Origin of the sequence: Rhizobium mesosinicum (assembly GCF_019511345.1) — a bacterium.
Lineage (GTDB): Bacteria > Pseudomonadota > Alphaproteobacteria > Rhizobiales > Rhizobiaceae > Rhizobium > Rhizobium mesosinicum.
On sequence record NZ_JAEUAK010000002.1, the window covers coordinates 157,646 to 183,717 of the forward strand.

The window sequence follows — 26,072 nt, forward strand, 5'->3', positions numbered from 1 at the left end:
CCTGTCTTATTCTGAAGGGTTAACGCCGGATATCTTCAATAGAGCTGATGTGTTTGATCACAACATCCGGCTTGACCGGGCTCCCCCTCTGGAAACCCGGCCGCTCATTCCGGTGATGCCGCCGGTCACCCGGCGGCATGAATTGTCAGGAGATTACTTGATGCCGTCCCAGGCGCTCTGGATTTCGGCTGCGGCGTCCTGAGCGGACTTGCCGCCGACGAAATCGACCATGCCGGTCCAGAAGGCGCCAGCGCCGATCTTGCCGGGCATCAGATCAGAACCGTCGAAGCGGAAGGTGGTAGCCGAGGTCAGGATCTCGCCTTCCTTCTTCATCTGGTCATTGGCATAAGCATCGACGTTGACGCCCTTGTAGGGGGTCAGGAAGCTCGACTGAGCCATCCAGAGCTCATGAGCAACTGGCGTCTTCAGGAAGTCGATGAAGGCGCGAGCCGTCGGAGAATCCTTGGCGATGGTAACGAGCGTGCCTGCACCCAGAACCGGCTTGCCGAGATCGGCATGTGCCGCATAGGTCGGCATGTAGAAGAAGTCGGCATCGGTGCCGAGCTTCGTGCCTTCAGGGAAAAAGGACGGGATGAACGAAGCCTGGTGGTGCAGGTAGCACTTCGGTGGAACGGCGAAGAGGCCCTTCGGGCTGTCGCGGAAGTCGGTCGAAGCAACGGCTGCAACGCCACCGTCGACATACTTTTCGTTCTTTGCGAACTTGCCGAATTCGTCGATAGCAGCGACGACGGCCGGATCGGTGAACTTCACTTCGTTGGTGGTCCACTTGTCGTAGACATCAGGCTTCTGCATGCGAAGCATGATATCCTCGACCCAGTCGGTTGCCGGCCAGCCGGTCGCGCCACCCGAACCCAGACCGATGCACCACGGAACGCCGCCGTCCTTGACAATCTGGTCGGTCAGGGCGTGCAGCTCTTCCATTGATGTGGGGACCTTGTAGCCCGCTTCCTGGAAGTTTTCCGGCACATACCAGACGAGCGACTTCACGTCGGCCTTATAAGGGAAAGCATAGAAGGCTTCCTTGCCGTCCTTGCCCTTGTAGGTACCGTAGCCGACCCAGCTATCGCCAGCGCCGTAATTGTCCTTGACCCACTTGGACGTATCGTCGCCGAGCGGCGTCAGATAGCCCTTGCCGGCGAGATCGGCGAGAAGGCCCGGCTGCGGCAGGATCGCGATATTCGGCGGGGAGCCTGCCTGCGTATCGATGACGATCTGCTGCTCATAGTTTTCAGAGGAGGAATACTTGGCATCGATGCCTGTCGCCTCGACGAAGTAAGCGAGAATGCTCTGGAAGAAGGCTTCGTCTTCACCGCGCCAGGGGCCGAAGATCGTCAGCGGCTGCCCCTTCAAATCGGCATGGGCAGACTTGAAGTCGTCATAGCTCTTCCAGTTGAACTTGGCGTCCTGGCCCGGCGGGAATTTCAGATCTGCGGCCGACGCGGCGCCGCCCAAAAGCGCCGCAAGTGCAACGCCCATCAAGAATGACTTTTTCATGTGATCAACCTCCCATCACAATCCGATAGCGCAGAATTTCATTCAAAGGAAATCTCAAAGCGCTTTGACAACGCAACTCATTCACTTTCGGCAGAATGAAGTCAAGCCATTTTGCGAATACAGCGGGAATACAGCTGCTATCTCGCGTTGCTGCAAGGCTCAGTGTCGAATATGGAGCGATTTTTCTTGAGTCAAGCGCAGCAGATGCTACATATTTGAAAGCGCTTTGGAAGCCATTGGGAGGCGGCGGCCACTATTGACGGCCACAGGGCAGGCCGGGAGGAAGCATAGCAGGTGAATCTCAAACAGCTATCGGAATTGCTGGGGCTTTCGCAGACAACTGTGAGCCGCGCGCTGAACGGCTATCCCGAAGTCAACGAGGCGACCCGGGAGCGCGTGCTCCGGGCAGTCAAGGAAACCGGATACCGGCCGAACAAGGCCGCCCAGCGACTTGCCACCGGCAAGGCCGGTTCGATTGGCCTCGTGATGCCGACAGCGCCCGGTCATCAGTCGGACGTGCATTTCGGAGAATTCCTGGCCGGTCTCGGCGAGGAAGCGGTGCGCCACGACTTTCACTTCGTCATCATGCCGGCGGACCCCGACGATGAGGTCGCAGCACTGCGGCGCCTGGCAATCAGCGGCAATGTGGATGCGCTCTTCGTGGCTTATATGCGCGGCCATGACCCGCGGCTCGCCATGCTGAAATCGCTTTCCATGCCCTTCGTTGTACACGGGCGCTCCTTCGGTTCGGAGCCGGACTATCCCTATCTCGACATCGACAACGAGGCGGCTTTCTACGACGCCGCGAGACTTCTCCTGCAGCTTGGCCATACGCGCTTTGCGCTGATGAACGGGCCGGCGCATCTCGATTTCGCCATTCGCCGCAGGAACGGCCTCATTGCGGCGCTCGGCGAACGCGGGTTGGAGCTGGCGGACGACTGCACGAGCCATACGGTCATGACCGACGAGGAAGGGCTGATCGCCATGGAGCGTTTCCTGCAGCTTCCAGATCGGCCAACCGCGATTTTATGCTCCAGCACGGTTCTGGCTCTTGGCGCAATCCGAGCCGTCAATCAGGTCGGGTTGAAACTCGGCGAGGATATTTCGCTGATCGCCCATGACGACGTGCTACCGCTCCTGAAGCCGGAAAATTTCTCCGTGCCGCTGACGACGACGCGTTCGTCACTGCGGGCCGCCGGCGTGCGCATCGCGCAGCGGCTCATCGGCACGGTCAAGCAGGTGGGGCCCTTCCCCGAGCAGGAACTCTGGAAGACCGAGCTGATCGTCAGGGCCTCGACAGGCCCCGTCCCGCAGAGTTGATCAGAACACCGGCGGCGTCAGTCCTGCCGAACGATGGGCGGCAATCACGGTATTGGCCATCAGCATGGCAATGGTCATCGGGCCGACGCCGCCGGGAACCGGGGTGATGACGGCAGCAACCGGAGAAACCTCGGCAAAGGCGACATCGCCGACGAGGCGGGTCTTGCCCTCGCCGCGCTCGGGGGCGGCGATGCGGTTGATGCCGACATCGATGACGGTGGCGCCGGCCTTCACCCAATCGGCCCTGACCATTTCCGGACGGCCGACGGCGGCCACCAGAATATCGGCATTGCGGCAGATGCCGGCGAGATCCTTGGTGCGCGAATGGGCAATGGTGACCGTTGCATTGGCATTCAGCAGAAGCTGCGCCATCGGCTTGCCGAACAGATTGGAGCGGCCGATGACGACAGCGTTGAGGCCGGAGAGATCCTCGCCATGGGTGCGGCGGACGAACACCATGGCGCCGGCCGGCGTGCAGGAAACGAGGCCGGTCTTCAGGTCGCCGGTCGCAAGCTTGCCGGCATTGACGACGCTCAGGCCATCGACATCCTTCTCCGGCAGGATCGATTGGATGATCGGCTCGCTGTCGAGATGTTTGGGCAGCGGCAGCTGCACGAGAATACCATGGATCGAGGGATCGGCGTTGAGCGAGGCGACGAGCGCTGCAAGCTCCTCCTGCGTCGTCTCGACCGGCAGCGTGTGCTGGACGGACTTGAAGCCGCATTCCTTGGCCATGCGGCTCTTGGAGCTGACATAGGTGTGGCTCGCCGGATCGTCGCCGACGATGATGACCGCAAGGCCGGTCCGGACGCCCTTGGCGGCTTCCAGCGCAGCATTAGCCGATTTCACGGTTTCGATTACGGATGCGGCAACCTGCTTGCCATCGATTACTGTCGTCACGCGTCTTCTCCGCCCAATTTCGCGCCAGTCTATTCGCCCGCTGCGGGAATGATCTCCCGATAACGCCCTATCCCGTTTAAAAACGGCAAATGCAAGGGCAATCTGCGGGCGTGCGCTTACCGCGAGACCTGGTGGGCGTGAAAGCGATCGCGCCGGCTGGCGATCTGCGAGCGCAGTGCATCGACCTCGCCCGCCGCCTGCGGGACGAGTGCCGGCTCTGCTACCTGCGTCAACGCCGGGACCTGCACAAGTTCGGCCACAGGGGCGAGAATTGGAGCCTGAACGGGAACTGCGACCGGCGTCCGTTCGGGCTGCCGCCGGAAGAAACGCGGCACGAAGGCGAGGCCGAGGCCTGCCGCCAAACCGGTAAGGCCGCCAATCAAGGCGTTGAACCCGAAATTGCTGTCGCCGGAAACAGGCAGCACGAGAGCAGGCTTGCGAACCGAAACCCTGCCATCGCCGATAGCACCTGTCGTGGAAACTTCCTCTTCCAGGCGCGAGCGGGCGGCAGATGCCTTTTCCCGCAATTCGGTCAGCTTGGCGAGATCGACGCCAGTGTCGCGACTCTGGGCAATCAGCGCGTTGCGGCGGTCACTGAGCTGCCTGCGCGCATCGACGGCAGCCTTGGCTGCTGCATTTGCATTCTGAGCGAGGCGCATCAGCTCCTTGCCGATGCTGTCCTTCAGACCGTCGACCTCGGACTGCTGCTGGAGCAGGCGCGGATGGCGCGGTCCTAGATCTGCCGAAAGCTGCGCGAGTGCGGTCTTGGCGAGCGCGTATCTGTCGCGCAGATCCTGTAGGGTGGGCGAGATCATATCCGGGGCGAGCGAGCCTTCCAGCACATCGGCGAGCTTGGCCGCCTTCAGCTTGTCGGCCTGTTCCTTGGCGGTCAGGATATTGTCGTCGGCATTCTTCAGATCGCTATCGAGCCCGGCGATCTGGCGCTGCAGCTGCGTCGCGACCTTGACATTGCCCTCGCCGTTCTTCTGGCCGAAGGCTATGAGCTCTGCCTGAGCCTGATCATTTTCCTTCTTCAGGGCAGTGGCCGTCTCGGCCGCCTTGCCCGCGGCGCTGCCGCCGGTCACCGCATCGGACAGTCGCATGGCGATGCGTGTCGATTTGTTGCCATCGCCTGTCGTTACCATCAGACGGATCGTGCCAGCGCGACCGTCGGGAATAATCGCCAAGGCAGATTTCAGTGCGGCCTCTGCGCGCGATGCCGGATCGGCGGCAGCCCCGCTGCCGGAGAGAAGATCGAAGGCGATACCAAGCGCATTGGCGCTGTTACCGGCAAATTCCGGATCGCGGTCCAGCTTCAGTGCCGCAACGGCAGAGGTGATGACAGGTACCGATAAGAGCCTTTTGACAGTATCCCCAACGAGTGCAGCCCGGTTGTCTGCGCCTGTATCCACGGCAAGCGTCGTTTCCGCGGTGTAAAGCGCGGGTGAGGATGGCATCAGGATAGGGGTGGCAGCGCCGCCAAACGAGAGAGCAGCCACGACGAGAGCGCTTCTGCTCCAGTTCGGACGCCGTATTTCGCCTGAAACCGGCAAAATGGGTGCTTTTTCAACGGGGGCGACGCGGTGAACTTGGACGAATTGCGTCCTTGGCTCCAGCGCGGGACGAGAGGGTTCAGGTGCGGAAGCGGAAGCGATATCGTTTGCAGCCTGAAGGCGCGAGCCTAGGATCGTCTCGATCCGGTCCACCAGCGGTTCAGTCTGCCGCGCCTTCGCACGCTGTTCGTCGAGCAACCGGCCTATGGCGCGCAGCAGTTCGGCTTCGGAAGGAAGGATCTCCGGCAGATGGGTGTTCTTTTCGGCATGACTTTGCCGCTGGCCGCGCGAAGATCTGGTTGCGCGATTATGGAAACTGCTTTTCGCCCTGGAATCGTGCATTGGCGTCACATCTCATGCGCATGATGGCCGAGTTCGCTCAACCGCGCTGACGCGGAAGATTAAGCTACTCTAAATATACATGGCAAAGAAATGGTTAACCTGAACCTGCAGAAATCTGTAATCAGCCGGCTTTCTTCATCTGCTCGATTCTCTTCTGTTCGTCCGCGACGTGCGCCCGTTCAACCGGCTGACTGAGAATGCGTGCGCGCCGGCTGAAGCGATACTGGAAGACCCGGAAGAGGAAGACCGGAATACCGAGAATATAGCGGCGCCAGAGGCGCGCCGGCTCCTGTACCAGGCGGTAGGCCCATTCCAGACGCATCATGCGCACGGTCTTCGGCGCGCGTGGCACAGTGCCCGAAACGAAATCGAAAAGTGCACCGACCGTCAGAACGAGACGCGCGTGATCGGCGCGGATATTCTGGTGGACCCATTTTTCCTGCAGCGGCGTGCCCATGCCGACGATCAGGATATCGAGCTTCTGGCGCTCCACCTCGGCGATAACAGGTTCGGCATCGGCCTTGTCGAAAAAGCCGTCGGAAATCACGAAGAATTCGTGCCAGGGCGCATGCTTGGAAAAGTTCTCGGCCGCCTTCTCAACGACCGCGCGCGCGCCACCGATAAGGCCGATACGACGCGGCGTTTCCATGAAGGTCAGGAAGGCCGGCACGAAATCGGTGCCGTTCAGATTGGCGGGAAACGGCGAACCATGCGTGACCTGAGATGCGATATTGAGACCGATACCGTCGGGCAGCACGAGGTTGTGCGACATAATCTGATAATACTCATCGTCTCGCAGGGCCGTCAGCATATTGTGGGCGTTGACGAAGCAAACCACGGTCTGCCCGACGGGAATGGAAGCCAGTTCGTTGATGAAAACCAGCGCGTCGTCCCAGCCGAGATCGCAGACCGGCAGATCGAAAATCGTCCGCCGCGATGCAAGCACCGCGAAGTTTGCAATCAGATTCATTCCAACCTCCTGCCGAGGGTGCGTCATGCGCCCGACATCCCGGAAAATATAGCCCTACGTTTCCGCAGCGGAGGTCGTGTGAGGACCAGCAGCGTCCTGCCTGAAGCGATCTCCCCCAGCCCCGTGGCGGCCATCCTCCCAAGCTTGTGCCGGCGTTATATCAACTCGGTTTCAAACAACCCTTAGGAAAAATCCTTGAATTTTCCTGCGCGCATAAGTGGTTCATTAACCAAGGCGAGAACGCAGAAACGGCGCCTTTCGGCACCGTTTCTAAATGGTCGGTCGTGGTGGTCAGTGACCGGCGGCTGGCGTCGGCGTTTCGGATGCAGGTGCGGTCTCGACGATCTTGACCGTCGCGCCGATCTTCTGCGGCTTGCCGCCCGAATTTTCCTTCACGTCTTCCTTCGAGAGATAATCGAGCTGTTCCAGCATGACTTCGGCTACATATTCACCGCCGAGACGCTCGTTCATACCCTTCTTGATCTCCTCGCGGAAAGCCCCGGGATCGAAGGTCTTGATGTTGGAAACGTCGATCATCTTGTTGCCGACGAGCAGGCTGAAGAGTTCATCGGTCGTCATCTCCGTGATCGGGAGATTGAGACCGGCGATCATATCCTTGTGCATCATGAAGGAGATGCGGCCGAGGAAATAACCGTTGACCGCACCATTGCCGATGACAGGCACAGTGATCGTCTCGCCCTTCACAAGTTCGAGCGCGCTTTGCTTGGTATCCGCAACAGCCGGCGCCGGCGCAGTCGCCATGTTCACCGAGAAATAGACCGATGCCAGCGTGACGGCGCAGACCCAGACGCCTGTGAGGACAAGCTTGATCATCAGTTATCCCGCGCGACAAACTGTTCCTGGGAATAGGTGCCGTCAGCATCGGCATCCTGCACGGCATTCTTCAGAAGATCGGCAACGGCGCGAACTGCCTCCAGATGCGCTTCGACGCGGCGGGCGTTCAGCACCAGCTTCTTCTTCAGACCGTGAAGCTGGTCCAGATGCGAAGCGGCAAGTTCGGCCGGATCGGTGTCGCGAAAGAGCATCGAGAGCTCGTACAGGCATCGGCTCTTATGCGCATTGGAGACCTTGAGATCGAACTGCGGATCGCTGCCGATCCGGTTGTTCTCATTGTCGATTATCATTTCGAGGCGCCCGAGAACGGATTTGATCCTGTATTCGTTCGAAACTATTTCCATTTTATCCTCGATCATGCGTCGCTTGTTGCGGACTTATTGTCGGCAGTCGGAGTCCCGAAAGTCTTGCGCTGAAATTCATCGATCATGCTCATCGCGGTCTTGCGATCGTCTTCATCGGTGGAAGCATTGACGATCTTGCCCTCCTGGCGATGGAGCTGCTCGGCATACATCTGCTTGGCAATGCCGATGCCGTCGCCCTTGGCCATGACGTTACCGAGTTGCTCGGCCATCATACCCTTCCAAATGTCGCCCGTTGCACCCTTGCCGAAGACATTCTCGGCCTCGCTCGGCAGCATGGATTTTACGAAGTTCTGCAGAACCATGGCCTCGAACTTCCGGTAGGTTTCCGGTACTTCCTCGGTCCTGGTGCGGTTCTGGATATTGTTCAGGCCGCTTTTCTGCTTGACGTGGTCGAGAATGTCGACTGCGGAAGAAAAACCGTTGCCGCTGTCGGCCAGGCTTGTCGCAGCAAAGGCCGCGCGGTTGGCCTTCAGCTTTTCCTGGGCAGCCTGGACCTCCATAGGGTCGGCCGCCTTGACGACATCCATCACCAGATCGCTGGGGGGTGAAATAGCCACGTTACAATCCTCTAATGTAAAATCGTGGCGATTATTATTTTTGAAGCTTGCTGGAGGCTGGCGTTGCGAACTGCTGATCGATTACGTCGTAGACGGCATTGTCATCTGCCTCGCGACGCTCGGCCTGGAGGGCATCGAGCCTGTTTTCTTCGAGCCGGTCACCTTTTGCGCGCTCGCGCGTCAGACGCATTTCATGCACTTGCTGCATGCCGGTCAACTGCTGGTCCTTGATGCTCAGCCTGCCGAATCGATCGGCATAACTCTGCGAAAAAGCACGATGGATAGGGTCCAGCGAACCCAGCGCAAGAATGGCGACGTCCATAGCTGCATTGACTTCGGCGCGCTGGCGGCTGGTCTCTGAGAGATCGTACTCCGCCATCTTTTCAAGATGCCGCTGTACCGCGACCAGACGCTTGAGCTTGTCGGAGCGCTTCTTCTCGATCATCGCCCTCACCTTCCCACATATAGTGCTGCGAAGGATTGGCCGAACTGGCTGATCATTGCCGCGATCGAGAAATAGAGCAGGAAGAGGCCGCCCATCAGCAGATAAGGCGTGGAGATGAAGTAGACCGGAATCTGCGGCGCGAGCTTGTTGATGAAGCCGATCGAGACATTGAAGATCAGTCCATAAATCAGATAGGGGCTCGAAAGCCGCAGCATAATGTAGGTGGTCTGTTCCAGCGTATCGGTGAAAGTGATGAGCGTGGAGCGCATCTGCATCAGGCCGCCAAAAGGCATGGTCGTGTACGAATCGATCAGCGCGCGGAAGACGATGTGATGGAAATCCATGATGAAGAGAACCATCAGGCCGGTCATCATGATGAAGGCCGTCAGGCTGATTTCGGCCGAGTCTTCGACGACATCCGTCGTGCTCGGCTGCGTGTAACCAACCATCATGGAGACGATAGAGGCCGCGAACTGCAGGCCGAGCGTATAGAGGCGAGCGAGCATGCCATACATCACACCGATCAGCGATTCGCTGAAAATCAGGCCGATATAAGTGCCGGAACTGGTGTGAACGGACGGATAGACCGTGTCCCAGAGCACCGGCAGTACGGCAAGCGAAAGCGCGCCTGCAATGAAGACGCGCAATTGCTCCGGCACACGGGCGGAAGAAAAACCCGGAAGGGTCAGCACGCAGCCGCCGATCCGGCAGAAAACCAGAAACAGCGCCAGAACTGTCCCTTGCGGGTCTGAAATCATGAAATCGAGCCCAAAATCTTGATTTCGATGCCCTTGGCCAGTTCCACATGCGAGAGGACGGGAAGCGTTGCGAAGAGTCGCTCGATGATCATACGGACATAGGAGCGCGTTTCGGGTGACGTGACAAGGGCGAAGGGCAGGCCTCTATCCATGAATTCACGGATAACCTTCGTCGCCTGCTCGCTGAACTCTTCCAGCGTGCGCGGGTCGATGTCGAATTCGACGACTTCGCCCTTCGCATCGCGCTTGAGAGCCTGGTGGAAGGCAAGGTCCCATTTGCTGCCGAGTCGCAGGACGCGCAGCACGCCGTTGTCGGCAAGGTCGCCGCAAAGCTGCTGGGCCATGCGGATGCGGACGTGTTCGACGATCTGTTCGGTCTTCCTGACATGCGGGGCAAGTTCGGCGACGGCTTCCAGGATGAGGTGCAGGTTGCGGATCGAGACGCGCTCGGCAAGAAGCAGTTTCAGCACCGCCTGCAGACCCGAATAGGACATGTGGGACGAGCAGATTTCATCGGCGAGCTTCTTGTATTCAGGGTCGAGGCGATCGATCAGGATCTTCACGTCCTTATAAGAAAGAAGCTGCGGCAGATTGTTTCTGATAACCTCGCTCATATGCGTCAGCACGACCGAGACATTGTCGATCGGCTGGAAGCCTTCACGCTTCAGATCGTCGGCAAAGTTTTCGAGGATCGAAACCGCCGGCATGCCGAAAGCGGGCTCGCGGATTTCGTCGCCCGGAATGCTCGGTTTGCGGCCGGCGCCGGTGACGACGAGAACTTCGCCGACACGCAGCAGGTTGGAGGCGACAGTCGTGCCGTGGATGCGGATCTGGTAGGACTTTTCGGGAATGCCGATATCATCCGTCACCTTGATTTCCGGCACGACAAAGCCGTACTGGGTCGCAAACTTCTTGCGCATCTTGCCGACGCGGAAGGCGAGCTCCTGATGGGCACCCAGAAGGCGGGTCGAGACCATCTTGCCGAGAGCAAGCTCGATTTCTGACGTGCGGAGAACTGACTTGACCGAGTCCTTTTCGAGCTCCTTGTTCTGGACGACCTTCTTTTCTTCAGCTTCGCGGCGGATCTTATTTTCCGCTTCGACCTGACGCGGGATGAACCAGGCACCGAAGGCGAGAAGACTGCCGAGGATCACGAAGGGGACAAACGGCAGGCCCGGCATCAGGGCCAGGACGAGCATCAGCACGGCGGAGACGGAGAGCGCACGGGGATAGCCGCTCAGCTGATTGACGACCGCCTGGTCGGTAGAGCCGGTGGTGCCGCCGCGTGAGACGAGCAGGCCTGCGGCGAGCGAAACGATGAGGGCCGGCATCTGCGAGACGAGGCCGTCACCGACCGACAGCTTGACGAAGACATCGGCCGCTTCGCCAATCGGCATCCCGTGACGGAAGTAACCGATGATGATGCCGCCGAAGACGTTGATACCAGTAATGAGAAGACCCGCAACCGCGTCACCGCGAACGAACTTCGACGCACCGTCCATGGCACCGAAGAAGGAGCTTTCTTCTTCCAGTTCCCTACGGCGGCGCTGGGCTTCCTTCTCGTCGATGATACCGGCAGAGAGATCGGCATCGATCGACATCTGCTTGCCGGGGATGGCATCCAGGGTGAAACGCGCGCCGACTTCCGCGATACGCGTGGCACCCTTGGTGATGACGATGAAGTTGATGGTGATGAGGATCAGGAAGACGATCAGACCGATGACGAAGTCGCCGGACATGACCAGGCTTGCGAAGCCGGCAATGACGCCGCCTGCAGCATCGTGCCCCTCGTTGCCGTGCGAAAGGATGACTCGCGTCGTCGCAATGTTCAGCGCCAGTCGCGTCATCGTCGCGATCAGAAGAATGGTCGGGAAGGACGAGAAATCGAGCGGTTTCTGGATCCACAGGGCGACCATGAGGATCAGCACCGAGAAGGCGATCGAGAAGGCCAGTCCCATATCGATCAGGAACGGCGGGATCGGCAGGAAAAGGATGCAGATGATGCCGATGATGCCCATGGCAAAGCCGACATCACGCAGGCTCGGAGCGACTTTCGGAAGAGGTAGTGCAGGTGGTTGCGCCATAGCGATTCCGTCTCTTCATGAGAGGAGGCGGACATCAGAATCCGCCCAGTTCGGACCGACAGTTAAATGGCGAAGCTTGCGCGAAGTTGGCTCAGAAGCCGGACTGGATTCGCGAGAAGACCAGATTGGTAAAAATGGAGATCTGGGAGCCCACGAAAGGGGCAGAAATACCAACCGTCACGAGAACGGCGACGATCTTCGGAACGAAGGTGAGCGTCGCCTCCTGCACCTGTGTCAGCGCTTGGATCAGCGCGATCACGAGGCCGACGACCATTGCCGCAATGACCGCAGGACCCGCAGCAACGAGAACGGTCCAGATCGCAGCCTGGAACAGGTCAAGTGCATCAGCTTCATTCATCGTCAGGCAACCTCATATCGCCTCGAAAGCAGCCAGCCCGGCTTTGACCGGACTGGTATCTTTGGCATCCTCAAAACGAACTGAAATCAGATCCCATTCGTTTTATGCGCATTCAGGTATTTTCCGAACCGCTATCGTCGCCCGAAGTGTTAGTCGGCGCCGAATCAGAAATAGATATACCGGCCTGGATGAGAATTTTACCGCCATTGTCCAGCGTTGCAATGAGGCCGTCGGAATAAACCTTGACGGATTCGACCGTGCCCTTGGTCTTGCCATCGGCGCTTTCCATGTACTTGCCGATATAGCCGCTTGCCTGGGTCAGGCTGGAGCTCGTCAGTAGCGTGTCGAGCTTCGAGTTCGTCTGGATCGTCTGCTCGACCTGCGAGAAGCTCGCAAGCTGCGACATCTGCTCGCTGGCATCCATCGGATCGGTCGGATCCTGGTTCTTCATCTGCGCGACAAGCAACTGAAGGAAGTTGTCGTAGTTCAGCGTGGCCTTCTGCTGCGCGGTATTGGACGAGCCATACGTGTTGCTGCCTCCACCCACGCTCTGGGGTGCGTCTACCGCCATGGTGCGATCTCCCTGCGAATCTGCTCGACCATAGTCGGAGGCAATTCGTGATTGTTGAGAATGCCGTCTTCGATCGCGTAGAGACCGCGGATCGCCTTCAGCGCGTCGAAGGCGCGACCGGTCGAGACGAGTGCATCGATACGCTTCAGTTCGGCAAGGATTTCCTCGTTCTTGAAGCATGTGAGCAGCATCGTGATCGACTTCCGGAACATCGCCGTCGAATGTTCCTTGCCCTCGGGGTTGATGAGGATCATCTGGGCAATGAAATAGAGCTGGCGGAGCGGCGTGGTCGCGCCTTCCGGTTGCAGCACGTGGTTTTCGAGAAGGAACGTCACATCATTCAGGAATTCCAGTGCGACCTTGCGGTCGACACGCAGGACAGCGCCGTTGATGAAGATTCTTTCTCCGGCCTTCAGAGAAATGCGAAGTGTACTTTTCATTTAAGTCCATCCCTGATGATGGTGGTAACGTCGATGATGCCCTGGTAATTATTCGACTGACGTTTTCTAATTCGGTCGCATTCCTTCAATATCCAGATCGCAATCGAGATAAGGTTCGCTCTGAGCTCGATCTCCAACTGGTTGTCGGGATGCTTCAAATCCTCGATGAAGCTGATCCACACTCTTCGCGTATAGAAGAGAGCTTCAATAGACTCCCGGCTGTACTTTTCTTTGTCGCGCGCCACCGAAAGCAGTTCTATCGAACGTTCAAGAACCTGCCATTCCCGCTCTTTCGCGTCGGCAACCGAGTCTTGCATGACCTCGGCATAAGAGAACTGATACATTCATGCATCCTTCTTTATATTGCGCGCCTTTGCTCATCAAAGGTAGTTCACGAGACTCAACTGCTGGATCTTCGAGACGATCGTGTAGGCGGTTTCAAGCTGGGTTTCCAAAGTCTTGACAAGGGTCGAGGCCTCATAGGGATCGACGCCCTGGATATCGACGAGCTTGGTCTGCATGATGTTCGACTGAGCATCGAGGGCGTCATTCGCTTTCTCGACACGTTCCTGCGACAGACCGAGCTGGCTCGCCTGGGTAACGATACCAGTGGTCGCGCGGGTCGTATAGGTGATCGCCTTGGAGGAGACCGCACTCATCGCGTCGGTGCTGAGGCTCTGGCCCATCAGCGCAGAGGTCACTACCGTCGCCAGAGCAAAGTAACGCATCCCCTCGGAATTGGCGCTGGTCGAGGACTCGACGACTTCCGAATTGCTGATACGGCTCGTCATGTTCTGACTGGACGCCTTGGACCAACCGGTGGTCGGATCCGTCCAGGCCGCTTCGCTGAACATCGGCTCTACCTCGGTCTCGATGAAGGTCTTCATCTCGTCGCCGGTGAGCTGGTTGACCGGCTTGGGTGTCGGCAAGCCTGCCGCATAGGCGTTCAGAGCTGTAACGATCGCCGCCGAAGTCGCAGCGGTTTTGTCGGTGAGCGGCTGAATGTCGGTGTTGATACCGGCAAAAAGATATTCGCCATTCACCATCGAGTTCGATGTATCCATCATCGTGGAAAGCGCACTCTTGGCCGACTGGATGGCGACCGTGATGCTGCCCGGATCGTGGCTGCTCTGAAGCGCGGTCAGCTTGGACAGGAAGCCGTCGCCCGCCTTCTTCATTTTATCGAGCCCGGTTTGAGCCGATTCCATGCGGGCGTCGACGAGAGCATTGCTCAGCTTGATCGACTTGATACGGTCCACTTCGCGCGTGAAGTCGATGCTTTTGGCCGCGTAACCGCCAAGCGATACACCGATATCGGCGTAGGTGCCGGTGGTCGCTTCCGTCGTTGCCTTCGACATCTGGTTCTGCGCCTGACGGATCGTCAACCGCATGGCATTTTGGATGGCCGAACTTGAAATAAATGAGCTCTTCATGGCTTAACTCGCAATATCCAGCAATGCTTTCAACATCTCGTCAACGGCGTTCAATATCTTGGTCGCCGCCTTGTAGGACTGTTCGATGTCGAGAAGCAGCGTCAGTTCCTCATCGAGGTTGACGCCGGTTTCGTTGGAATAAGCTTCATCGGTTCTCGCCGCGGCAGCCTGGGTGTTTTCCGCTGCCGTGGTCGCATCGCTTCGCCGCTGCTCGAGCCAGCCGATCGAGTTTGTGGCAAAGGTCAGGATGCTGACATTCGAGTCGAGGCCAGTCGACGGATCAAATGGAATGCCGGAATCCATCGCCGTATAGAGGCGATCGAGTTCCGCGGTATAGCCGCTCGACCCCCCCGGGTTCGCAGGCGTGCTGGACGCATTGATGTTACCGTCACGCAGCCGCGTCGGATCGCCGCCCTTGGAGGTGATGACGCGATCATTGATCGCAATCGTTCCCGCAATGCCGTCGATGACGACGCCGGCTGGCGGAACCCCGCCTGCAGTGCCATTCGCCTGTGTCCAGACGAAGAGGCCGGGATTACCGTCTTCCTGGTAGAGATTGACAAGACCGCGGGCGACTTCGTCGAGCTGGCTCTGGAAGGTCGGTGCAATGTCGTCACGAATCTGCAGAAGCGAGGCCAGGCTGCCCTGTGCGTTTGTCGACGCACCCGAACCCATGTTGACGGCGACGCCGTCGATATAGACCTTATTGCCGACAGTGCTCGCCGCATAGGACTGCGTCGGCTCGAAACTCACGGTCCGCGGGATCGTCTCGAACAGGGTCGTGCCGTCGGCTGTGTAGAGCACCATGTCGTTGTTGGCGCGTGTCGTTGTGGACACGCCAACAATCTGATTAATCTGCTTGAGAACCTTTTCGCGCTCATCGAGAGCGCTCGACGGATCCTCGTTGCTTGATGTCGCTTTCTTGACGGCATTGTTTGCCGTTTCGAACTGCTTCAGCAGGCTATTCAGCGAGTCGACCTGATTCTTGATCTGCTTGTCGGCATCGGCACGCTGCTGCTGCACCGCCTTGGAGGCATTGTTCAGCGAAGTTACGACGTCCTGCGCCGCGGTAATCGCCCCTTGGGCAGCAATCAGGTCCCCAGGTGTCGCGCGGAAGGTGCCTAGCTTGTCACGAAAGGCACGCAGCGCGGTTTCAGGCGACGTTTCATTCTCGTTGCCGCCCATGATCGACTTCAGATCTTCAAGGCCGCCCAGCAGGGTCTGCTGGGCGCTGTCCTGAGAGGACGCCTTGAGATATTGTTTCAGCAGCGCATCTTCCTGCGCGCGGCTGATCTTGACCACCTGGGCGCCGCCCAGCGAGGTGGTGAGCATCGCCTGCCGGCGCACATAGTCCTTGTTGCCGGCGTTCGAGATATTATTCGATACGATGCTGCTCTGCGTGCCCGTATTGTTGAATATGCTCTGCGCGGTGTTAAGTGCTGAAGTGAGCGACATGGCTTACCCGTTACCCTGATTAACGCTTGAGGTTGACGAGAACGTCCATGAGATCGGAACCCGTCTGAAACACCTTGGAATTGGCGGTGTAGCTGCGCTGGGATTCGATCATTTCGGTCAATTCGCCCGCCAGATCGACGTTCGAACCTTCGAGTGCGCCCGACTGGATCTTGCCGAAGCCGCTGGTCTGCGGGAAACCGGTGACGGTCACGCCGGACTTGCCGTTGGCGGAGTAAACGTTGCCGGACATCAGCGTCAGCAGGTCCGGGCTCGGCACATTGGCGAGCGGGATCTGGAAAACCGGCTTGGTGCTGCCGTCGTCATACTTGGAGTAGACGATACCATCTGAGTCAATGGTGATATCGACCGGCGAATTCGCGCCCTGGCCGTCAACGTTACCGGTGCCCGAGAAATTGTCGCCGACCTGGGAGAGGTCGAGCGTCATCTTAATGGTGAGGCCGGTCTTCGGATCGACGATGTTGGTCGTGGACGGGGCCGCCGGGACCGTCATAACGCCTTTGTCGTTGAACTGGATAGTGGTGACATTCACGGCAGCAGAGGAATAGGGGAACGAGCTCGTGCCTGTCGTCGCCTTGTCGGCATTGCGGTAGACCGCCATTTCCCACTGGGTCGTGCCGGCCGCTGCCGGCGGCGACGCCGGGTCGGGAACCTTGGTGTAGTAGATGTCATACATCACCTTACTGCCGAGCTTGTCGTAGGTGACCATCGAGTACTTCTGCGTATCAGTGGTCGCCGACGCGGCGTTTGCGCTCGGCAGGTTGGCAGCAGCCGCTACAATCTTTGCGCCGGGCTTCAGGTTGCCGGTCCAGGTCCCGTTTGCGGTCGGAACAGCTTCCAGCTTCTGATCGCCGAGAACGTTGATCGGAACGAGGCCGTCAAAACCGTTGACGACAACCGCAGGAGCCGAAGAGCCCCATGGATACCCCATGAGCGTGAAGCCGGCCGAGTTGACGAGGTTGCCGCTGTCGTCTTTGGTGAAGTCGCCGGCGCGGGTCAGAACCGGCACGCCATCGGCGCCCTGGACGATGAAGAAGCCGTCGCCGGAAATGGCGAGGTCGTAACCGGAGGTCGTGTAGGAAATGTCGCCCTGGTCGGAAACAGCCTGGCGAACCGTCGTCGTCACGCCGCCCGAGTTGTAGTTACCGGAGCCCGATGGCAGGACCAGCGACGAAAACGCGGTCGAAACTGCCTTGTAACCACTGGTGTTAACGTTGGCGATGTTATCGGAGACGGTGCTGAGGCGATTCGCCTGCGCGTTCATCCCCGATACCGCCGTCTTCATGCTGCCAAAAATGCTCATCTGAAAACCTCGTTTTACCTGTTAAATGCAAGAGTATTTGGCGGGCCTTGCGTGAAGCTGTCTGTCATGCCGGGGCGCCGATCGAAATATTTCGGCCTCCCCAAGCGGCCTGGCCCGCGTCAAAAAATCAATTCCAATCAATGCAATAGCCAAGGAATCGCTTGGAATCGACCGGATCGACACCGAGCTTCTTGCGCAGCTTCTTGCGCAGCTTGGAAATGTGGCTTTCGACGACGTTTTCTTCGACTTCCTCATCGAAAATGCCGTAGATCGCATTGAAGATCTGGGTCTTGGTGACGCGGCGGCCGCGATTGGCGATCAGGTATTCGAGGATGCGGCGCTCGCGGCGCGGCAAAGCGAAGGTCTCGCCGTTGATTTCCGGATCGCGCCCATCGGAGAAGACACGGATGCCGCCGATGTCGGTGTAGTTTGCGATCGCCTTCAAGCGACGGCGGATTGCCGCGGCACGCGCTAAAATCTCGCGCGGATGCACCGGCTTGCGCACAACGTCATCGACGCCGCAGTCGAAAAGGGCAAGCGTGTTTTCGAGCGACGGCTGGTCGCTGACCGCGATCACCGGCGCCATCGAGCGATCCCTGATCGCGCGCGGCAATTCCATGCTGCGCTGTCCTTGGCCGATCAGAAATGCCTCGACCGCAGCGATATCAGAATCAGCTGCGGTCTGTACCCATTCGCCGAATTCATTGGGATCAAAACCGGTTGAGGGAATGCCCTCACGGCCAAAGAGAGAAGTGTAACCATCCTTCACGAGCTCACGCTCATCAACCACTACGATCATTCGTCCGCCTCCGAATCAGTGTGGCACATCGATGATCTATGGATACGAATCGCGCGAATCAGCGGCTATTCGTGAAAGTTAATGGCGGAAATTAATAATTGATTAAGAATTGGGTGCCGATTTGATCTACATATAGTAGGTCACACCTGTTATGCACACAAAAATCTCGTGGAAAAGTTAACGCTCTCTTAATTATGGCTTGCAAGCAGATCTGGTGCCGAATTCCCGCCACACTCTGACACAGTTTGGTCATAATTCGGCGATTCAATTATTAATTGAATTAATTCGCGCAGAAATTACTCGCATTGGGAGTCCACTTACCGTAGCCGGTGGCGACCAGATTTGCGATGACGCGGCAGACATATTGCTTTTGCGCCGGATTATTATTTGGACCCGCGTGGTATCGAGCTACCGCCATTGTCCATGTTTCATGACGGTCGTGCAGGTTGCGCAGGAACTTGGCGGCATACTCCACGTTGCGGTGGGGGTCGAACATTTCTTCCACGGAGCTGAAATTCTCCCCATGGAAATAGTGGTTGATCTGCATACACCCGATGTCGATGAGCTTCGCGCCGTCTCTGCTGGAGGCGTCGAATTGCCGTAATGCGGCCTGCTCGGAGGTTGGAAACAGAGCCTTCCCCTCTACGTTCATCGCGTAAGGATAGAGCGATCCCTTGCGCCCGGTTTCCGTCAACCCGACCGAATAGAGAATTCCCTCCGGAATCCCGTATTTGGCCGCAGCAGACTGGATCTCGCGCTCGCAGGCGCCGGTAGAGGCGATTGCGCTAGAGGTAAACGCTGCCAGAGCGGCTGCCGCCAGCGTCGACAGAAGCAGAAGCGTTCTCAACACCGTTCCCGCCCGCACCATTGAAGCCTCCATCCGTCTGTCGCGCTGTCTGGTTCTGGCGCTCGCGCGCCTCGCCGCCCTGGCCTTGCTGGGCGAGCGACTGTTGCTGCTGCTGAGAAGTCTGTCCCTGGCTGTTTGCCTGGTTGCCGGCATCGGACCGATCCACGGGGGCCATGCTGACGGTCACGTTATCAATCGCGTAGCCCTGACTGCGCAGCGCCTCGAGAATCTTGCCGTGATCTTCCTTGAGCTGGCGATAGGCCGCGCCGGTTTCGACCTTGAGATCGACGTTCAGCGTATCGCCGGACAGACGCATCGTGGCCGTGACGAGGCCCAGATCGATCGGATTCATCTGAATTTTGAGGGTGTTCACCACCTTGCCGGTGCTCGTCCATTCGGCAGCGTTCGACAGAGAAGAACTCGGCTGCATGGCGCGCGTCCATTCACTGTCGCCTGAAAGGGCCGCTGTCACGGTCGCGGAATTTGGATTCTGCACCAGGCCGAGATAACGGCGGGAATCCAGAACGGAAACATTTTCTACGCCGGACCTTGTCGGCTTCTCGCCGGGTTGCTCGGTGCCGATATGCATGTCCATCGACTGACCGCGGCCATCAGCGCGGCTGAGCCTGAACGTCCTGCCTTCGACGCCGTCGGCATTCTCCGTTCCCGGCGCACGCGCGTCATTGCCATGCGGCGCGACGGCTGCCAATGCATCCGACACGTGCGCATCGGCCTTTGCGCCATGCACGCCCCCGGTTTGCGCGTCCTTCTTTCCAGCCGGTGCGTCATCGGTCTTCGCCGCTGCCTGATGTGCGGATGCCTGGAGGATAGCCATAGCATCACCGGGTTCCTTCTTCAAAAGGCCGAGCACATCGGTGATATCGCCTTCGCCGGCTGCGCTATCTGCGCCTGTATCGATGCCGCTATCAAGCTCATGGGTTTTGGTATGTTTGGCAGATTTAACCACTGCTTGCGTAGCGGCCTCGGCTGCCTGATCCTTGGCGTCTGGCTTGCCCAACCCGAGCACACCTGCGTTCTTGCCCTGTTCCTTTTCGGACTTCACAAGTATCCCGACGCTTGCAATAGTTTCAGCCTGTATGTCCACCTGTCCCTTGAGCGAGGCGTCGTTCAGGTCGATCAGCGGCTTCGGATTGCGGCCACGCAGATTGCGCCCCACGGTCTCCGCGCTGTCGTTGACGTCCTGATGGTCGGACGTATCGACGGTATCCGCATCCTGATCGCTATTGCTGGCTTTGGAGAGCACATCCGAGAAGCCGCCGTTCTGATCCGCAGCCTCGCCTTTACCGGCTCCCCGACCAGACCTTACGGACGCAGACGCATCCGTGCCGGGCGCTCCGCCCGAGACGCTGATATCCATCATCATCTTATTTGCCTTCTTGGGCCAGGAGACCGTCGATTTCGTCGAGCTTGGATCGATTGGTCGTCACGAAAGAGGTGAATGAAGGATCGACATCCTGGCCTCCCGTGCCAGCAGAAGCCGTGCCTTCGACAACAGGTTCCGGGGCAGCGTCCGGCGCTCCTCGCGGTTGCGCAGCCGTAGCGGCTGCAGCCTGTTCGGAAGTAATTTCTTGATTAGGATAATTAGGGGATGAGCCTTGTGTCAGGCTTGCCGGATCCGGAGCCCGCAATATCTGCTCGGCAACGGATCTTGCGGCGGCTTGCAGCGCCTGGTCCTGTGGCGAGAGAGACGCTCCGGAGATATTGGCGATATATTTGGCAGCTTGGTCGATATCGTCGGTGGGGACGTTCGCCATGCCCTTATAGAAATCGGCAAGCGGTCCGAAAGGGTTATCCGTCCCCTCGCCCAGCAATTGAACGCGCTGGGCAGCCATACGGGCGAGATGCGGCTTTCCGGCGATCGCGGCAGCGCGTGCCACGCGCAGATAGACCTCACGCTGGCGCGGCGCGTCCATGAAGGAAAGGATATCGACGACCGTCTGCGGACTGACATCGTGATCGTGGCTGACAATAAGCTTCACGAAAAGATCGGCAAACTGGCTGGCATAAGGCGAATGCAGGAAGCGGCGGACATAGCGTTGCGAATAGGCGAGCCCCTTGTCAACCTGGCCGGCTTCGACGCAGATGGCGACCGAGCGGCGTAGCGCCGCCTCCTCCACAATCGTGCCGGGTGCATTGAGCCGCGCCTTGTCATATAGCGTAAGGGCATCCATTGGCCTCGTGGCGATCAACACATTGCCCCCGATCAGCGCCAGATAGGGGCCGATTTTCTTGCCGTCATATTCCTTAGCGGTTTCTTCCAGTGTCCTCGAGACGAGCAAGCCTTTGCCACCAAGATATTTCCGCAGCACGTCGGTGACGCGATTATCGAAGTAACCATTGACGTCATGATTGACGAGATATTCGAGCGTTTGGGGGTTGCCGCCGCTCATCACGTAGATCAGTGCGGCATCGACATTGCGGTCGTCATCGTAAACCGACGGATCGACGTTGCGCAGGCGCTGGTCGATCTTGCTAAGCATGAAACGCTGCATCTCGCCGGCGGAATGATCGCCTGTTACAACCGAATCTTGAACGAACTGCAGGGAGCGCAGCATCTTGTACGGCGCGAGATCGTCCGCATCCGCTGCACGACCGACGGCGGGCGACATCATCGCCACGCCGAAGACCGCATATCTGAAATAGCGATGCTGCCTGCGCATCATAGGACTATCCTTGATCTGCCTGCACGAGGATCTCGATCCGGCGGTTCGACGCGTTATAGGGGTCCTCGGGCAGCCTCAGGCGACGGTCGGCAAAGCCGGAAACCTGGGAAATGCGCTTCTCATCGAGGCCGCCGCGAACGAGCATGTAATAGGCGCTTTGGGCACGGTCCATCGACAGTCGCCAGTTCTCGTTGAGATCGCCCTTGAACTGCCGTCCGTCTGTATGGCCGCGGATGGCGACGGCCCCGCCCCTCTGTTTCAGGATCGCGCCGATCTTCTGCATGGCAAGGACCATTTCCTGACGCGGCACTGCAGAACCAACATTGAACATGGAGTCGTCGTTCTGGTCGGAAATGCTCACCAGCAGGCCACCCTCGGACGCTGTCACCGTCAGGCCCTCGGCGAGCTTGCCCGCGACACCGGCGATCTGCTGTGCAATCTCCTGCTGCAGCTCATCGGCCCGCTGCTTCTCTTCGGCCTGCCTGGCCTCTTCGGTTTTGTCGGCATCCTTGGTCTTGTCTGCCTGCTTGTCCTGCTTCCTATCGGCCTGCTTCTCTGCCGAAGCAGCGACGGCAGCACTGTTGGGGTCCTTGCTCAACAGAGTAGGAGGCTGGACGTTTTCGGCCTTGGCGAGCTCATTCGGCTCGGCCTTCGAATTGAGCGGCGAAGGCTGCTGCGGCTTTCCGGCGGTGGTGACTTCGACCTGCTTGGTCCAGAAATCCGGATCGAACGGATCGCGATAGGCTTCGCCCCCATCGGCGCCGGTCGCCGGGCCTGAATCTGCGGCACCTCCGTCCCCCTTGGCGCTGACATTTGCCTGCTGGCCGACTTCCTGGGCGATCTCGGCGAGAACCGAATAAGGATTTTCGAAGAAATCGGCTTCAGAATAATTGGTCTTGTCGCCGGAGGTCGAGGTCTGGTCTTCGCCATCGGCGGCAGACTTGCCCTGGTTGGGGTTCTCTTCCTTGTTCTTCGACTTTTCCTGCTTCTGCTCGCCCTCGGCCTGGTCGACCGGCTTTTTCAAGCCCTTTTCGGTAGGCTTCTCATCGGAGAGCTTGATCGGGTTGAAATAGGTGGCGATCGAGGCCTTGGTTTCCTCGTTGGCAGCGTTGACCAGCCACATCACAAGGAAGAATGCCATCATCGCCGTCATAAAGTCGGCATAGGCAATTTTCCATGCACCGCCATGGGCGCCATCGTGATCTCCACCGCCATGCTTCTTGACGATGATAATCTCGTTCTTGCCGTGGTGGTGGTTTTCTCCGTCGCTCATTCGGAAACTTTCTTCAAGCTGGCCGCCCAGGCGGAAATGCGGGTCACGAGTACCGTTTCGCCAATCTCGGCAGCAAGATCGACGTCATCGGCCTCATGATGGCGAACCAACGCAGCATGATCTCCAAGTTCGTCCTTGAGGATATCGAAAAGTTTGGCCGGACCACGCACGATGATTGGCGCTGCGGCGCCGTCAAGGATCGCCTCCCGCAGCAGGGCGGCGAGGTTTTCGGCCGCTTTCTTGGCAAGGGTTTCGGTCATGATCGGCGCGATGGCCGTCGCGGTCACTTCGCTGACGAGCGTGGCAATCTCTTCTGCCATGTCGCGAATCCGCGAAGCGATCACAGCGGCCGCCTCGATCTCGTAGCGGAGTCTCAGTTCCTCGATCTCCCGGACGTGCGCTTCGGCCACGGCCTGGGCTTCACGTTCGTATTTTTCGGTCAGCTCAGCGGTCGCGGCGGCGAAGCCTTCGGAATGGGCCTCGCGTCGCTCTGCCTCGACGTCGATCTCGGGCTCTTTCGGCAACTCGGCGAAAGCAGAGGCGGTTTCGACGGCAAAATCATCCACATCGATGATCGGTTCCGAGGGACTCGGCGCACCGAAATCCTTCAAATACCGGGAAAGCATAATGCTCATGAAAATCCGTCCAGTATTCGGGAAGCACGCGGCATGCCCCCTCTTGAAAAATGACCGTCGTCCTTACCGGCATGCGCGTTCCGGTCCGGGAGAGGCTCTGAGCCTGTCGCCGGCATAGGAAGCTGCCTTCATGCCGGAAACTAGAAACTCAAACTTGCGCGAGGATGAATGGCGCCGCCCCACCGATCACTATTCGAGCAGGATGAGAATTTTGCTGGCGGCCGTATTGAGGATGGAGATCGCTTCTACGGCCATCTGCTTCTGGGTTTCGATAGCCTTCTGGCGGATCGATGCCTCGTCCATATCGGTGTCGACGAGGGCGCCGACGCTCTTTTTGACACTGTCGGACAGATCTGCGGTATAGTCGATCTGATCGTCGATGCGAGCCTTCATGATGCCGATCCCTGCTGCCGAATTCGTAAGCTGCTTGAGTATGGCGTCCGTGGCCGTCACCATATCCATGATCTGCGAGTCGGTGGTCGACTTACCGATGGAGATTTCCGTGCCGGCCGCCGGCGTCCCGGAGTTTGCATTCAGCAGATAATAATTGCGGACCGGCGTGCCGTCAGGATTGCCGTTGACATCCTTGGTGAACAGGCCGCCGCCAGCGTTATTTCTGTCGATCAGGATGGTTTGAGACGACGGAAACTCGATAGTCTGCGCCTGATACTCGCCTGTCGGAGCACGTACGAAGCTGCCGATGATCTTCCACTGCGGAGGTGCCACGGGCTCGCCGTTCAACAGCCAGTTTTCGCCAGCAAAAGACGTTCCTTCGACCATCGTCTGGAGTTGGTTCTTATATTCGGTGATTTCTGCGTTGACCTTGTCCTTGTCGACGCCGGGCTCACGCGCAGCAACCAGCTTGGCTCTGATGTCGCCGAGAAGATCGATGGCCGAATTCATCGTCGTATAGGTCGAATCAACCTTTGCGGCACCAAGGCCAAGGGCATCGCCAATGGTGCCTAGATTGGTACTGTCGGCACGCATGACGCTGGCGATCGACCAATAGGTCGCATCGTCGGCGGCAGTCGCAACCCGCTTCGCCGTGGAAACCTGCTGTTGTACGTCGTTTGATTCTTTATTGATGCTGCGCAGCACTGCAAGCGCACTCACCGCGGCCGCGTTGGTAATCTTTACGGTCATCGACATGGTCTCGGAAAGGTGAAGGGATCAGGCCGTTTTGCCGGCAGCGACTGAACTGGCTTCATGCCCCCCGGCGGGTTTCCCGTGCCGGTGTGTCGCAAAACAAATCAACTCCCGGCAACGTTAACCCGATATCAACCAGTTTCGCAAGGGCGGAAACGGGAAACGAAAAAGCTCCGCCGGGGTCTGCGCAAGCCTTTGGAATAAAATAGAAACCGCGCCGAAGCGGCGCGGTTTCCAGGCTGCCGCAAATTGGCGGCACAAGGTTTGGTCCAGCTTCAACCGCCGGCTTAGCTGCGGAAGAGGGTGAGGACGTTCTGAGCGCTGGAGTTTGCGATCGAGAGCGACTGGATCGCCAGCTGCTGCTGCGTCTGTAATGCCGTGAGCCTGCTCGATTCCTCCTCCATGTCGGCATCCACAAGACGACCGACACCGGAGTCGATCGAGTCGCCGAGGGCCGCGACGAAGTTTTCCTGCAGTTCAATACGGTTGGAGATGGAACCGAGCTGAGAAGCTGCCTTCGTCATGGCCTCCAAGCCCGATTCGATAGCCGTGAGTGCCATAGCGATTTCCGTCTGACCAAAAGAAGTGATGTTCATGGTATAGATCGAACCGATCGTGCCGTTGGAGCTGCCGATGATACCGGTGCTCGAATCGATGGTGCCGGTCGTGGTCATGCCGAACAGGACGTTCCCATTGGAAGCCGCGTTCAGAACATAATCGGTCGTCTTGACCGAGACGTTGCCGTTGCCGTCGCGGACGAAGGTGGAAACGACGCTCTTGGTCGTGTTGCCTGCAACCCAGTTTTCACCGGAGAAAGACGCCGACTGGGAGATGCTCATGAGCTGGGCCTGCAGCTGGCTGATTTCTTCCTGGATCTTGGTCTTGTCTACACCCTTTTCGGTGGCCGCAACGATCTTGGACTTGATTTCGCTGACGACATCGATGGCATTGTCCATCGCAGTGTAGGCCGTGTCGACCTTTGCTGCGCCGAGGCCGAGAGCATCGGAGACTGCCGAAAGGGCCTTGTTGTCCGAACGCATGGTCGTTGCGATGGACCAATAAGCTGCGTTGTCTGCAGCTTTTTCAACGCGATAGCCGGAAGATACGCGGTTTTGAGTATCCTGAAGATTACTGCTGATGCCGCGAAGCGTCTGGAGAGCGGCCATAGCTGCGACGTTCGTCAAAATGCTTGTCATGAAATGATTGCCCCTTGTTGGCAGACATTAATAAAAGGGACATTCGGGAATAGCGCCCGGAAACGACGATCAGCCTTCATGCCTGTTAACCTGTTCTTAAATTTGGTTAACTCGCCGTCTCGTTGAGACGCAGAAAACAGTAATATGGTTAATCAACCGTTAACGGGAATTAAAAAAGCCGCGCTCCAGCGAAGCGCGGCTCGATTTCCATAGGACCCGCCGGTCAGCCGGCGGGATATATTTCGCGATC

The 26,072-nt window shown here is 58.5% G+C and carries 26 protein-coding genes; 1 reads left to right on the plus strand and 25 read right to left on the minus strand.

The window, feature by feature from the left end:
- Positions 1-153 precede the first annotated feature (153 nt).
- Complete coding sequence (locus JNB85_RS04715) at positions 154-1,515, minus strand: ABC transporter substrate-binding protein (RefSeq protein ID WP_220333241.1); 1,362 nt, start codon at positions 1,513-1,515, stop codon at positions 154-156.
- 294 nt (positions 1,516-1,809) lie between these two features.
- Between JNB85_RS04715 and JNB85_RS04720 the strand changes: the two genes are divergently transcribed.
- Positions 1,810-2,835 carry a LacI family DNA-binding transcriptional regulator gene (locus JNB85_RS04720; RefSeq protein WP_220333242.1) on the plus strand — a complete coding sequence of 342 codons (1,026 nt, stop codon included), beginning with the start codon at positions 1,810-1,812 and terminating at the stop codon, positions 2,833-2,835.
- On the opposite strand, the gene folD is transcribed toward JNB85_RS04720, so the two are convergent.
- The 24 genes from folD to JNB85_RS04840 all read right to left on the minus strand — a co-directional run bounded on the left by folD (position 2,836) and on the right by JNB85_RS04840 (position 25,822).
- Positions 2,836-3,735: a bifunctional methylenetetrahydrofolate dehydrogenase/methenyltetrahydrofolate cyclohydrolase FolD gene (gene folD, locus JNB85_RS04725; protein ID WP_220333243.1), complete on the minus strand. Its 900-nt coding sequence runs from the start codon at positions 3,733-3,735 to the stop codon at positions 2,836-2,838.
- 116 nt (positions 3,736-3,851) lie between these two features.
- Complete coding sequence (locus JNB85_RS04730) at positions 3,852-5,630, minus strand: GumC domain-containing protein (protein ID WP_220333244.1); 1,779 nt, start codon at positions 5,628-5,630, stop codon at positions 3,852-3,854.
- Between the two features lie 121 nt (positions 5,631-5,751).
- Positions 5,752-6,600, minus strand: a complete 849-nt coding sequence (locus JNB85_RS04735) for a WecB/TagA/CpsF family glycosyltransferase (protein WP_220333245.1) — start codon at positions 6,598-6,600, stop codon at positions 5,752-5,754.
- A 291-nt stretch (positions 6,601-6,891) separates the two neighbouring features.
- Positions 6,892-7,434, minus strand: coding sequence for a hypothetical protein (locus tag JNB85_RS04740; RefSeq protein ID WP_220333246.1), 543 nt, complete (start codon positions 7,432-7,434; stop codon positions 6,892-6,894).
- Positions 7,434-7,799 (minus strand): hypothetical protein, encoded by a 366-nt coding sequence (locus JNB85_RS04745; RefSeq protein WP_183748990.1) that lies wholly within the window; start codon positions 7,797-7,799, stop codon positions 7,434-7,436. Before JNB85_RS04745 ends, JNB85_RS04740 begins: the two co-directional genes overlap by 1 nt.
- Before the next feature lie 11 nt (positions 7,800-7,810).
- Positions 7,811-8,377, minus strand: coding sequence for a rod-binding protein (locus JNB85_RS04750; protein ID WP_220333247.1), 567 nt, complete (start codon positions 8,375-8,377; stop codon positions 7,811-7,813).
- 34 nt (positions 8,378-8,411) lie between these two features.
- On the minus strand, positions 8,412-8,822 hold the full coding sequence (locus tag JNB85_RS04755; RefSeq protein ID WP_220333248.1) for a hypothetical protein: 411 nt from the start codon (positions 8,820-8,822) through the stop codon (positions 8,412-8,414).
- Positions 8,823-8,827: 5 nt separating this feature from the next.
- Entirely contained in the window at positions 8,828-9,580 is a 753-nt protein-coding gene (gene fliR / locus JNB85_RS04760) for a flagellar biosynthetic protein FliR (protein ID WP_220333249.1), read from the minus strand.
- Positions 9,577-11,664: a flagellar biosynthesis protein FlhA gene (gene flhA / locus JNB85_RS04765; protein WP_220333250.1), complete on the minus strand. Its 2,088-nt coding sequence runs from the start codon at positions 11,662-11,664 to the stop codon at positions 9,577-9,579. The genes fliR and flhA overlap by 4 nt, the downstream gene beginning before the upstream one ends.
- A gap of 91 nt (positions 11,665-11,755) precedes the next feature.
- The gene (gene fliQ, locus JNB85_RS04770; RefSeq protein ID WP_007825014.1) at positions 11,756-12,022 is read right to left on the minus strand and encodes a flagellar biosynthesis protein FliQ; all 267 of its coding nucleotides are present in this window, start codon (positions 12,020-12,022) and stop codon (positions 11,756-11,758) included.
- 112 nt (positions 12,023-12,134) lie between these two features.
- Positions 12,135-12,593: a flagellar hook assembly protein FlgD gene (gene flgD, locus JNB85_RS04775; protein WP_220333251.1), complete on the minus strand. Its 459-nt coding sequence runs from the start codon at positions 12,591-12,593 to the stop codon at positions 12,135-12,137.
- On the minus strand, positions 12,584-13,033 hold the full coding sequence (flbT, locus tag JNB85_RS04780; RefSeq protein ID WP_112541506.1) for a flagellar biosynthesis repressor FlbT: 450 nt from the start codon (positions 13,031-13,033) through the stop codon (positions 12,584-12,586). Before flbT ends, flgD begins: the two co-directional genes overlap by 10 nt.
- A complete protein-coding gene (gene flaF, locus JNB85_RS04785; protein ID WP_183748984.1) occupies positions 13,030-13,377 on the minus strand; it encodes a flagellar biosynthesis regulator FlaF in 348 nt (115 codons plus the stop codon). The genes flbT and flaF overlap by 4 nt, the downstream gene beginning before the upstream one ends.
- 36 nt (positions 13,378-13,413) lie before the next feature.
- Positions 13,414-14,466 carry a flagellar hook-associated family protein gene (locus JNB85_RS04790; RefSeq protein WP_220333252.1) on the minus strand — a complete coding sequence of 351 codons (1,053 nt, stop codon included), beginning with the start codon at positions 14,464-14,466 and terminating at the stop codon, positions 13,414-13,416.
- Positions 14,467-14,469: 3 nt separating this feature from the next.
- Positions 14,470-15,921 (minus strand): flagellar hook-associated protein FlgK, encoded by a 1,452-nt coding sequence (flgK, locus tag JNB85_RS04795; RefSeq protein WP_220333253.1) that lies wholly within the window; start codon positions 15,919-15,921, stop codon positions 14,470-14,472.
- A 19-nt stretch (positions 15,922-15,940) separates the two neighbouring features.
- The gene (locus JNB85_RS04800; protein WP_220333254.1) at positions 15,941-17,242 is read right to left on the minus strand and encodes a flagellar hook protein FlgE; all 1,302 of its coding nucleotides are present in this window, start codon (positions 17,240-17,242) and stop codon (positions 15,941-15,943) included.
- A gap of 127 nt (positions 17,243-17,369) precedes the next feature.
- The gene (gene rem, locus JNB85_RS04805; RefSeq protein WP_220333255.1) at positions 17,370-18,041 is read right to left on the minus strand and encodes a transcriptional activator Rem; all 672 of its coding nucleotides are present in this window, start codon (positions 18,039-18,041) and stop codon (positions 17,370-17,372) included.
- A gap of 280 nt (positions 18,042-18,321) precedes the next feature.
- Complete coding sequence (locus JNB85_RS04810) at positions 18,322-18,909, minus strand: lytic transglycosylase domain-containing protein (RefSeq protein ID WP_420852254.1); 588 nt, start codon at positions 18,907-18,909, stop codon at positions 18,322-18,324.
- Complete coding sequence (gene fliK, locus JNB85_RS04815; RefSeq protein WP_220333726.1) at positions 18,827-20,269, minus strand: flagellar hook-length control protein FliK; 1,443 nt, start codon at positions 20,267-20,269, stop codon at positions 18,827-18,829. The genes JNB85_RS04810 and fliK overlap by 83 nt, the downstream gene beginning before the upstream one ends.
- A 4-nt stretch (positions 20,270-20,273) precedes the next feature.
- On the minus strand, positions 20,274-21,572 hold the full coding sequence (gene motC / locus JNB85_RS04820; protein ID WP_220333257.1) for a chemotaxis protein MotC: 1,299 nt from the start codon (positions 21,570-21,572) through the stop codon (positions 20,274-20,276).
- A gap of 4 nt (positions 21,573-21,576) precedes the next feature.
- A complete protein-coding gene (locus JNB85_RS04825; RefSeq protein ID WP_220333258.1) occupies positions 21,577-22,845 on the minus strand; it encodes a MotB family protein in 1,269 nt (422 codons plus the stop codon).
- Complete coding sequence (locus JNB85_RS04830) at positions 22,842-23,480, minus strand: hypothetical protein (RefSeq protein WP_220333259.1); 639 nt, start codon at positions 23,478-23,480, stop codon at positions 22,842-22,844. The genes JNB85_RS04825 and JNB85_RS04830 overlap by 4 nt, the downstream gene beginning before the upstream one ends.
- A gap of 189 nt (positions 23,481-23,669) precedes the next feature.
- Positions 23,670-24,623: a flagellin N-terminal helical domain-containing protein gene (locus tag JNB85_RS04835; protein WP_220333260.1), complete on the minus strand. Its 954-nt coding sequence runs from the start codon at positions 24,621-24,623 to the stop codon at positions 23,670-23,672.
- Positions 24,624-24,913: 290 nt separating this feature from the next.
- Positions 24,914-25,822 carry a flagellin N-terminal helical domain-containing protein gene (locus tag JNB85_RS04840; protein WP_220333261.1) on the minus strand — a complete coding sequence of 303 codons (909 nt, stop codon included), beginning with the start codon at positions 25,820-25,822 and terminating at the stop codon, positions 24,914-24,916.
- Positions 25,823-26,072: the final 250 nt, after the last annotated feature.

Coding starts and splice junctions, on each gene's coding strand:
- JNB85_RS04790 (WP_220333252.1), bottom strand. CDS start 14,466: ATGAAGAGCTCATTTATTTCAAGTTCGGCCATCCAAAATGCCATGCGG.
- fliQ (WP_007825014.1), bottom strand. CDS start 12,022: ATGAATGAAGCTGATGCACTTGACCTGTTCCAGGCTGCGATCTGGACC.
- flgK (WP_220333253.1), bottom strand. CDS start 15,921: ATGTCGCTCACTTCAGCACTTAACACCGCGCAGAGCATATTCAACAAT.
- JNB85_RS04755 (WP_220333248.1), bottom strand. CDS start 8,822: ATGATCGAGAAGAAGCGCTCCGACAAGCTCAAGCGTCTGGTCGCGGTA.
- JNB85_RS04800 (WP_220333254.1), bottom strand. CDS start 17,242: ATGAGCATTTTTGGCAGCATGAAGACGGCGGTATCGGGGATGAACGCG.
- motC (WP_220333257.1), bottom strand. CDS start 21,572: ATGATGCGCAGGCAGCATCGCTATTTCAGATATGCGGTCTTCGGCGTG.
- rem (WP_220333255.1), bottom strand. CDS start 18,041: ATGATCGTAGTGGTTGATGAGCGTGAGCTCGTGAAGGATGGTTACACT.
- flbT (WP_112541506.1), bottom strand. CDS start 13,033: ATGAAAAGTACACTTCGCATTTCTCTGAAGGCCGGAGAAAGAATCTTC.
- JNB85_RS04730 (WP_220333244.1), bottom strand. CDS start 5,630: ATGCACGATTCCAGGGCGAAAAGCAGTTTCCATAATCGCGCAACCAGA.
- flgD (WP_220333251.1), bottom strand. CDS start 12,593: ATGGCGGTAGACGCACCCCAGAGCGTGGGTGGAGGCAGCAACACGTAT.
- fliR (WP_220333249.1), bottom strand. CDS start 9,580: ATGATTTCAGACCCGCAAGGGACAGTTCTGGCGCTGTTTCTGGTTTTC.
- JNB85_RS04830 (WP_220333259.1), bottom strand. CDS start 23,480: ATGAGCATTATGCTTTCCCGGTATTTGAAGGATTTCGGTGCGCCGAGT.
- JNB85_RS04735 (WP_220333245.1), bottom strand. CDS start 6,600: ATGAATCTGATTGCAAACTTCGCGGTGCTTGCATCGCGGCGGACGATT.
- JNB85_RS04740 (WP_220333246.1), bottom strand. CDS start 7,434: ATGATCAAGCTTGTCCTCACAGGCGTCTGGGTCTGCGCCGTCACGCTG.
- JNB85_RS04835 (WP_220333260.1), bottom strand. CDS start 24,623: ATGACCGTAAAGATTACCAACGCGGCCGCGGTGAGTGCGCTTGCAGTG.
- JNB85_RS04745 (WP_183748990.1), bottom strand. CDS start 7,799: ATGGAAATAGTTTCGAACGAATACAGGATCAAATCCGTTCTCGGGCGC.
- flaF (WP_183748984.1), bottom strand. CDS start 13,377: ATGTATCAGTTCTCTTATGCCGAGGTCATGCAAGACTCGGTTGCCGAC.
- fliK (WP_220333726.1), bottom strand. CDS start 20,269: ATGATGGATATCAGCGTCTCGGGCGGAGCGCCCGGCACGGATGCGTCT.
- JNB85_RS04840 (WP_220333261.1), bottom strand. CDS start 25,822: ATGACAAGCATTTTGACGAACGTCGCAGCTATGGCCGCTCTCCAGACG.
- JNB85_RS04715 (WP_220333241.1), bottom strand. CDS start 1,515: ATGAAAAAGTCATTCTTGATGGGCGTTGCACTTGCGGCGCTTTTGGGC.
- JNB85_RS04825 (WP_220333258.1), bottom strand. CDS start 22,845: ATGAGCGACGGAGAAAACCACCACCACGGCAAGAACGAGATTATCATC.
- flhA (WP_220333250.1), bottom strand. CDS start 11,664: ATGGCGCAACCACCTGCACTACCTCTTCCGAAAGTCGCTCCGAGCCTG.
- JNB85_RS04810 (WP_420852254.1), bottom strand. CDS start 18,909: ATGGTGCGGGCGGGAACGGTGTTGAGAACGCTTCTGCTTCTGTCGACG.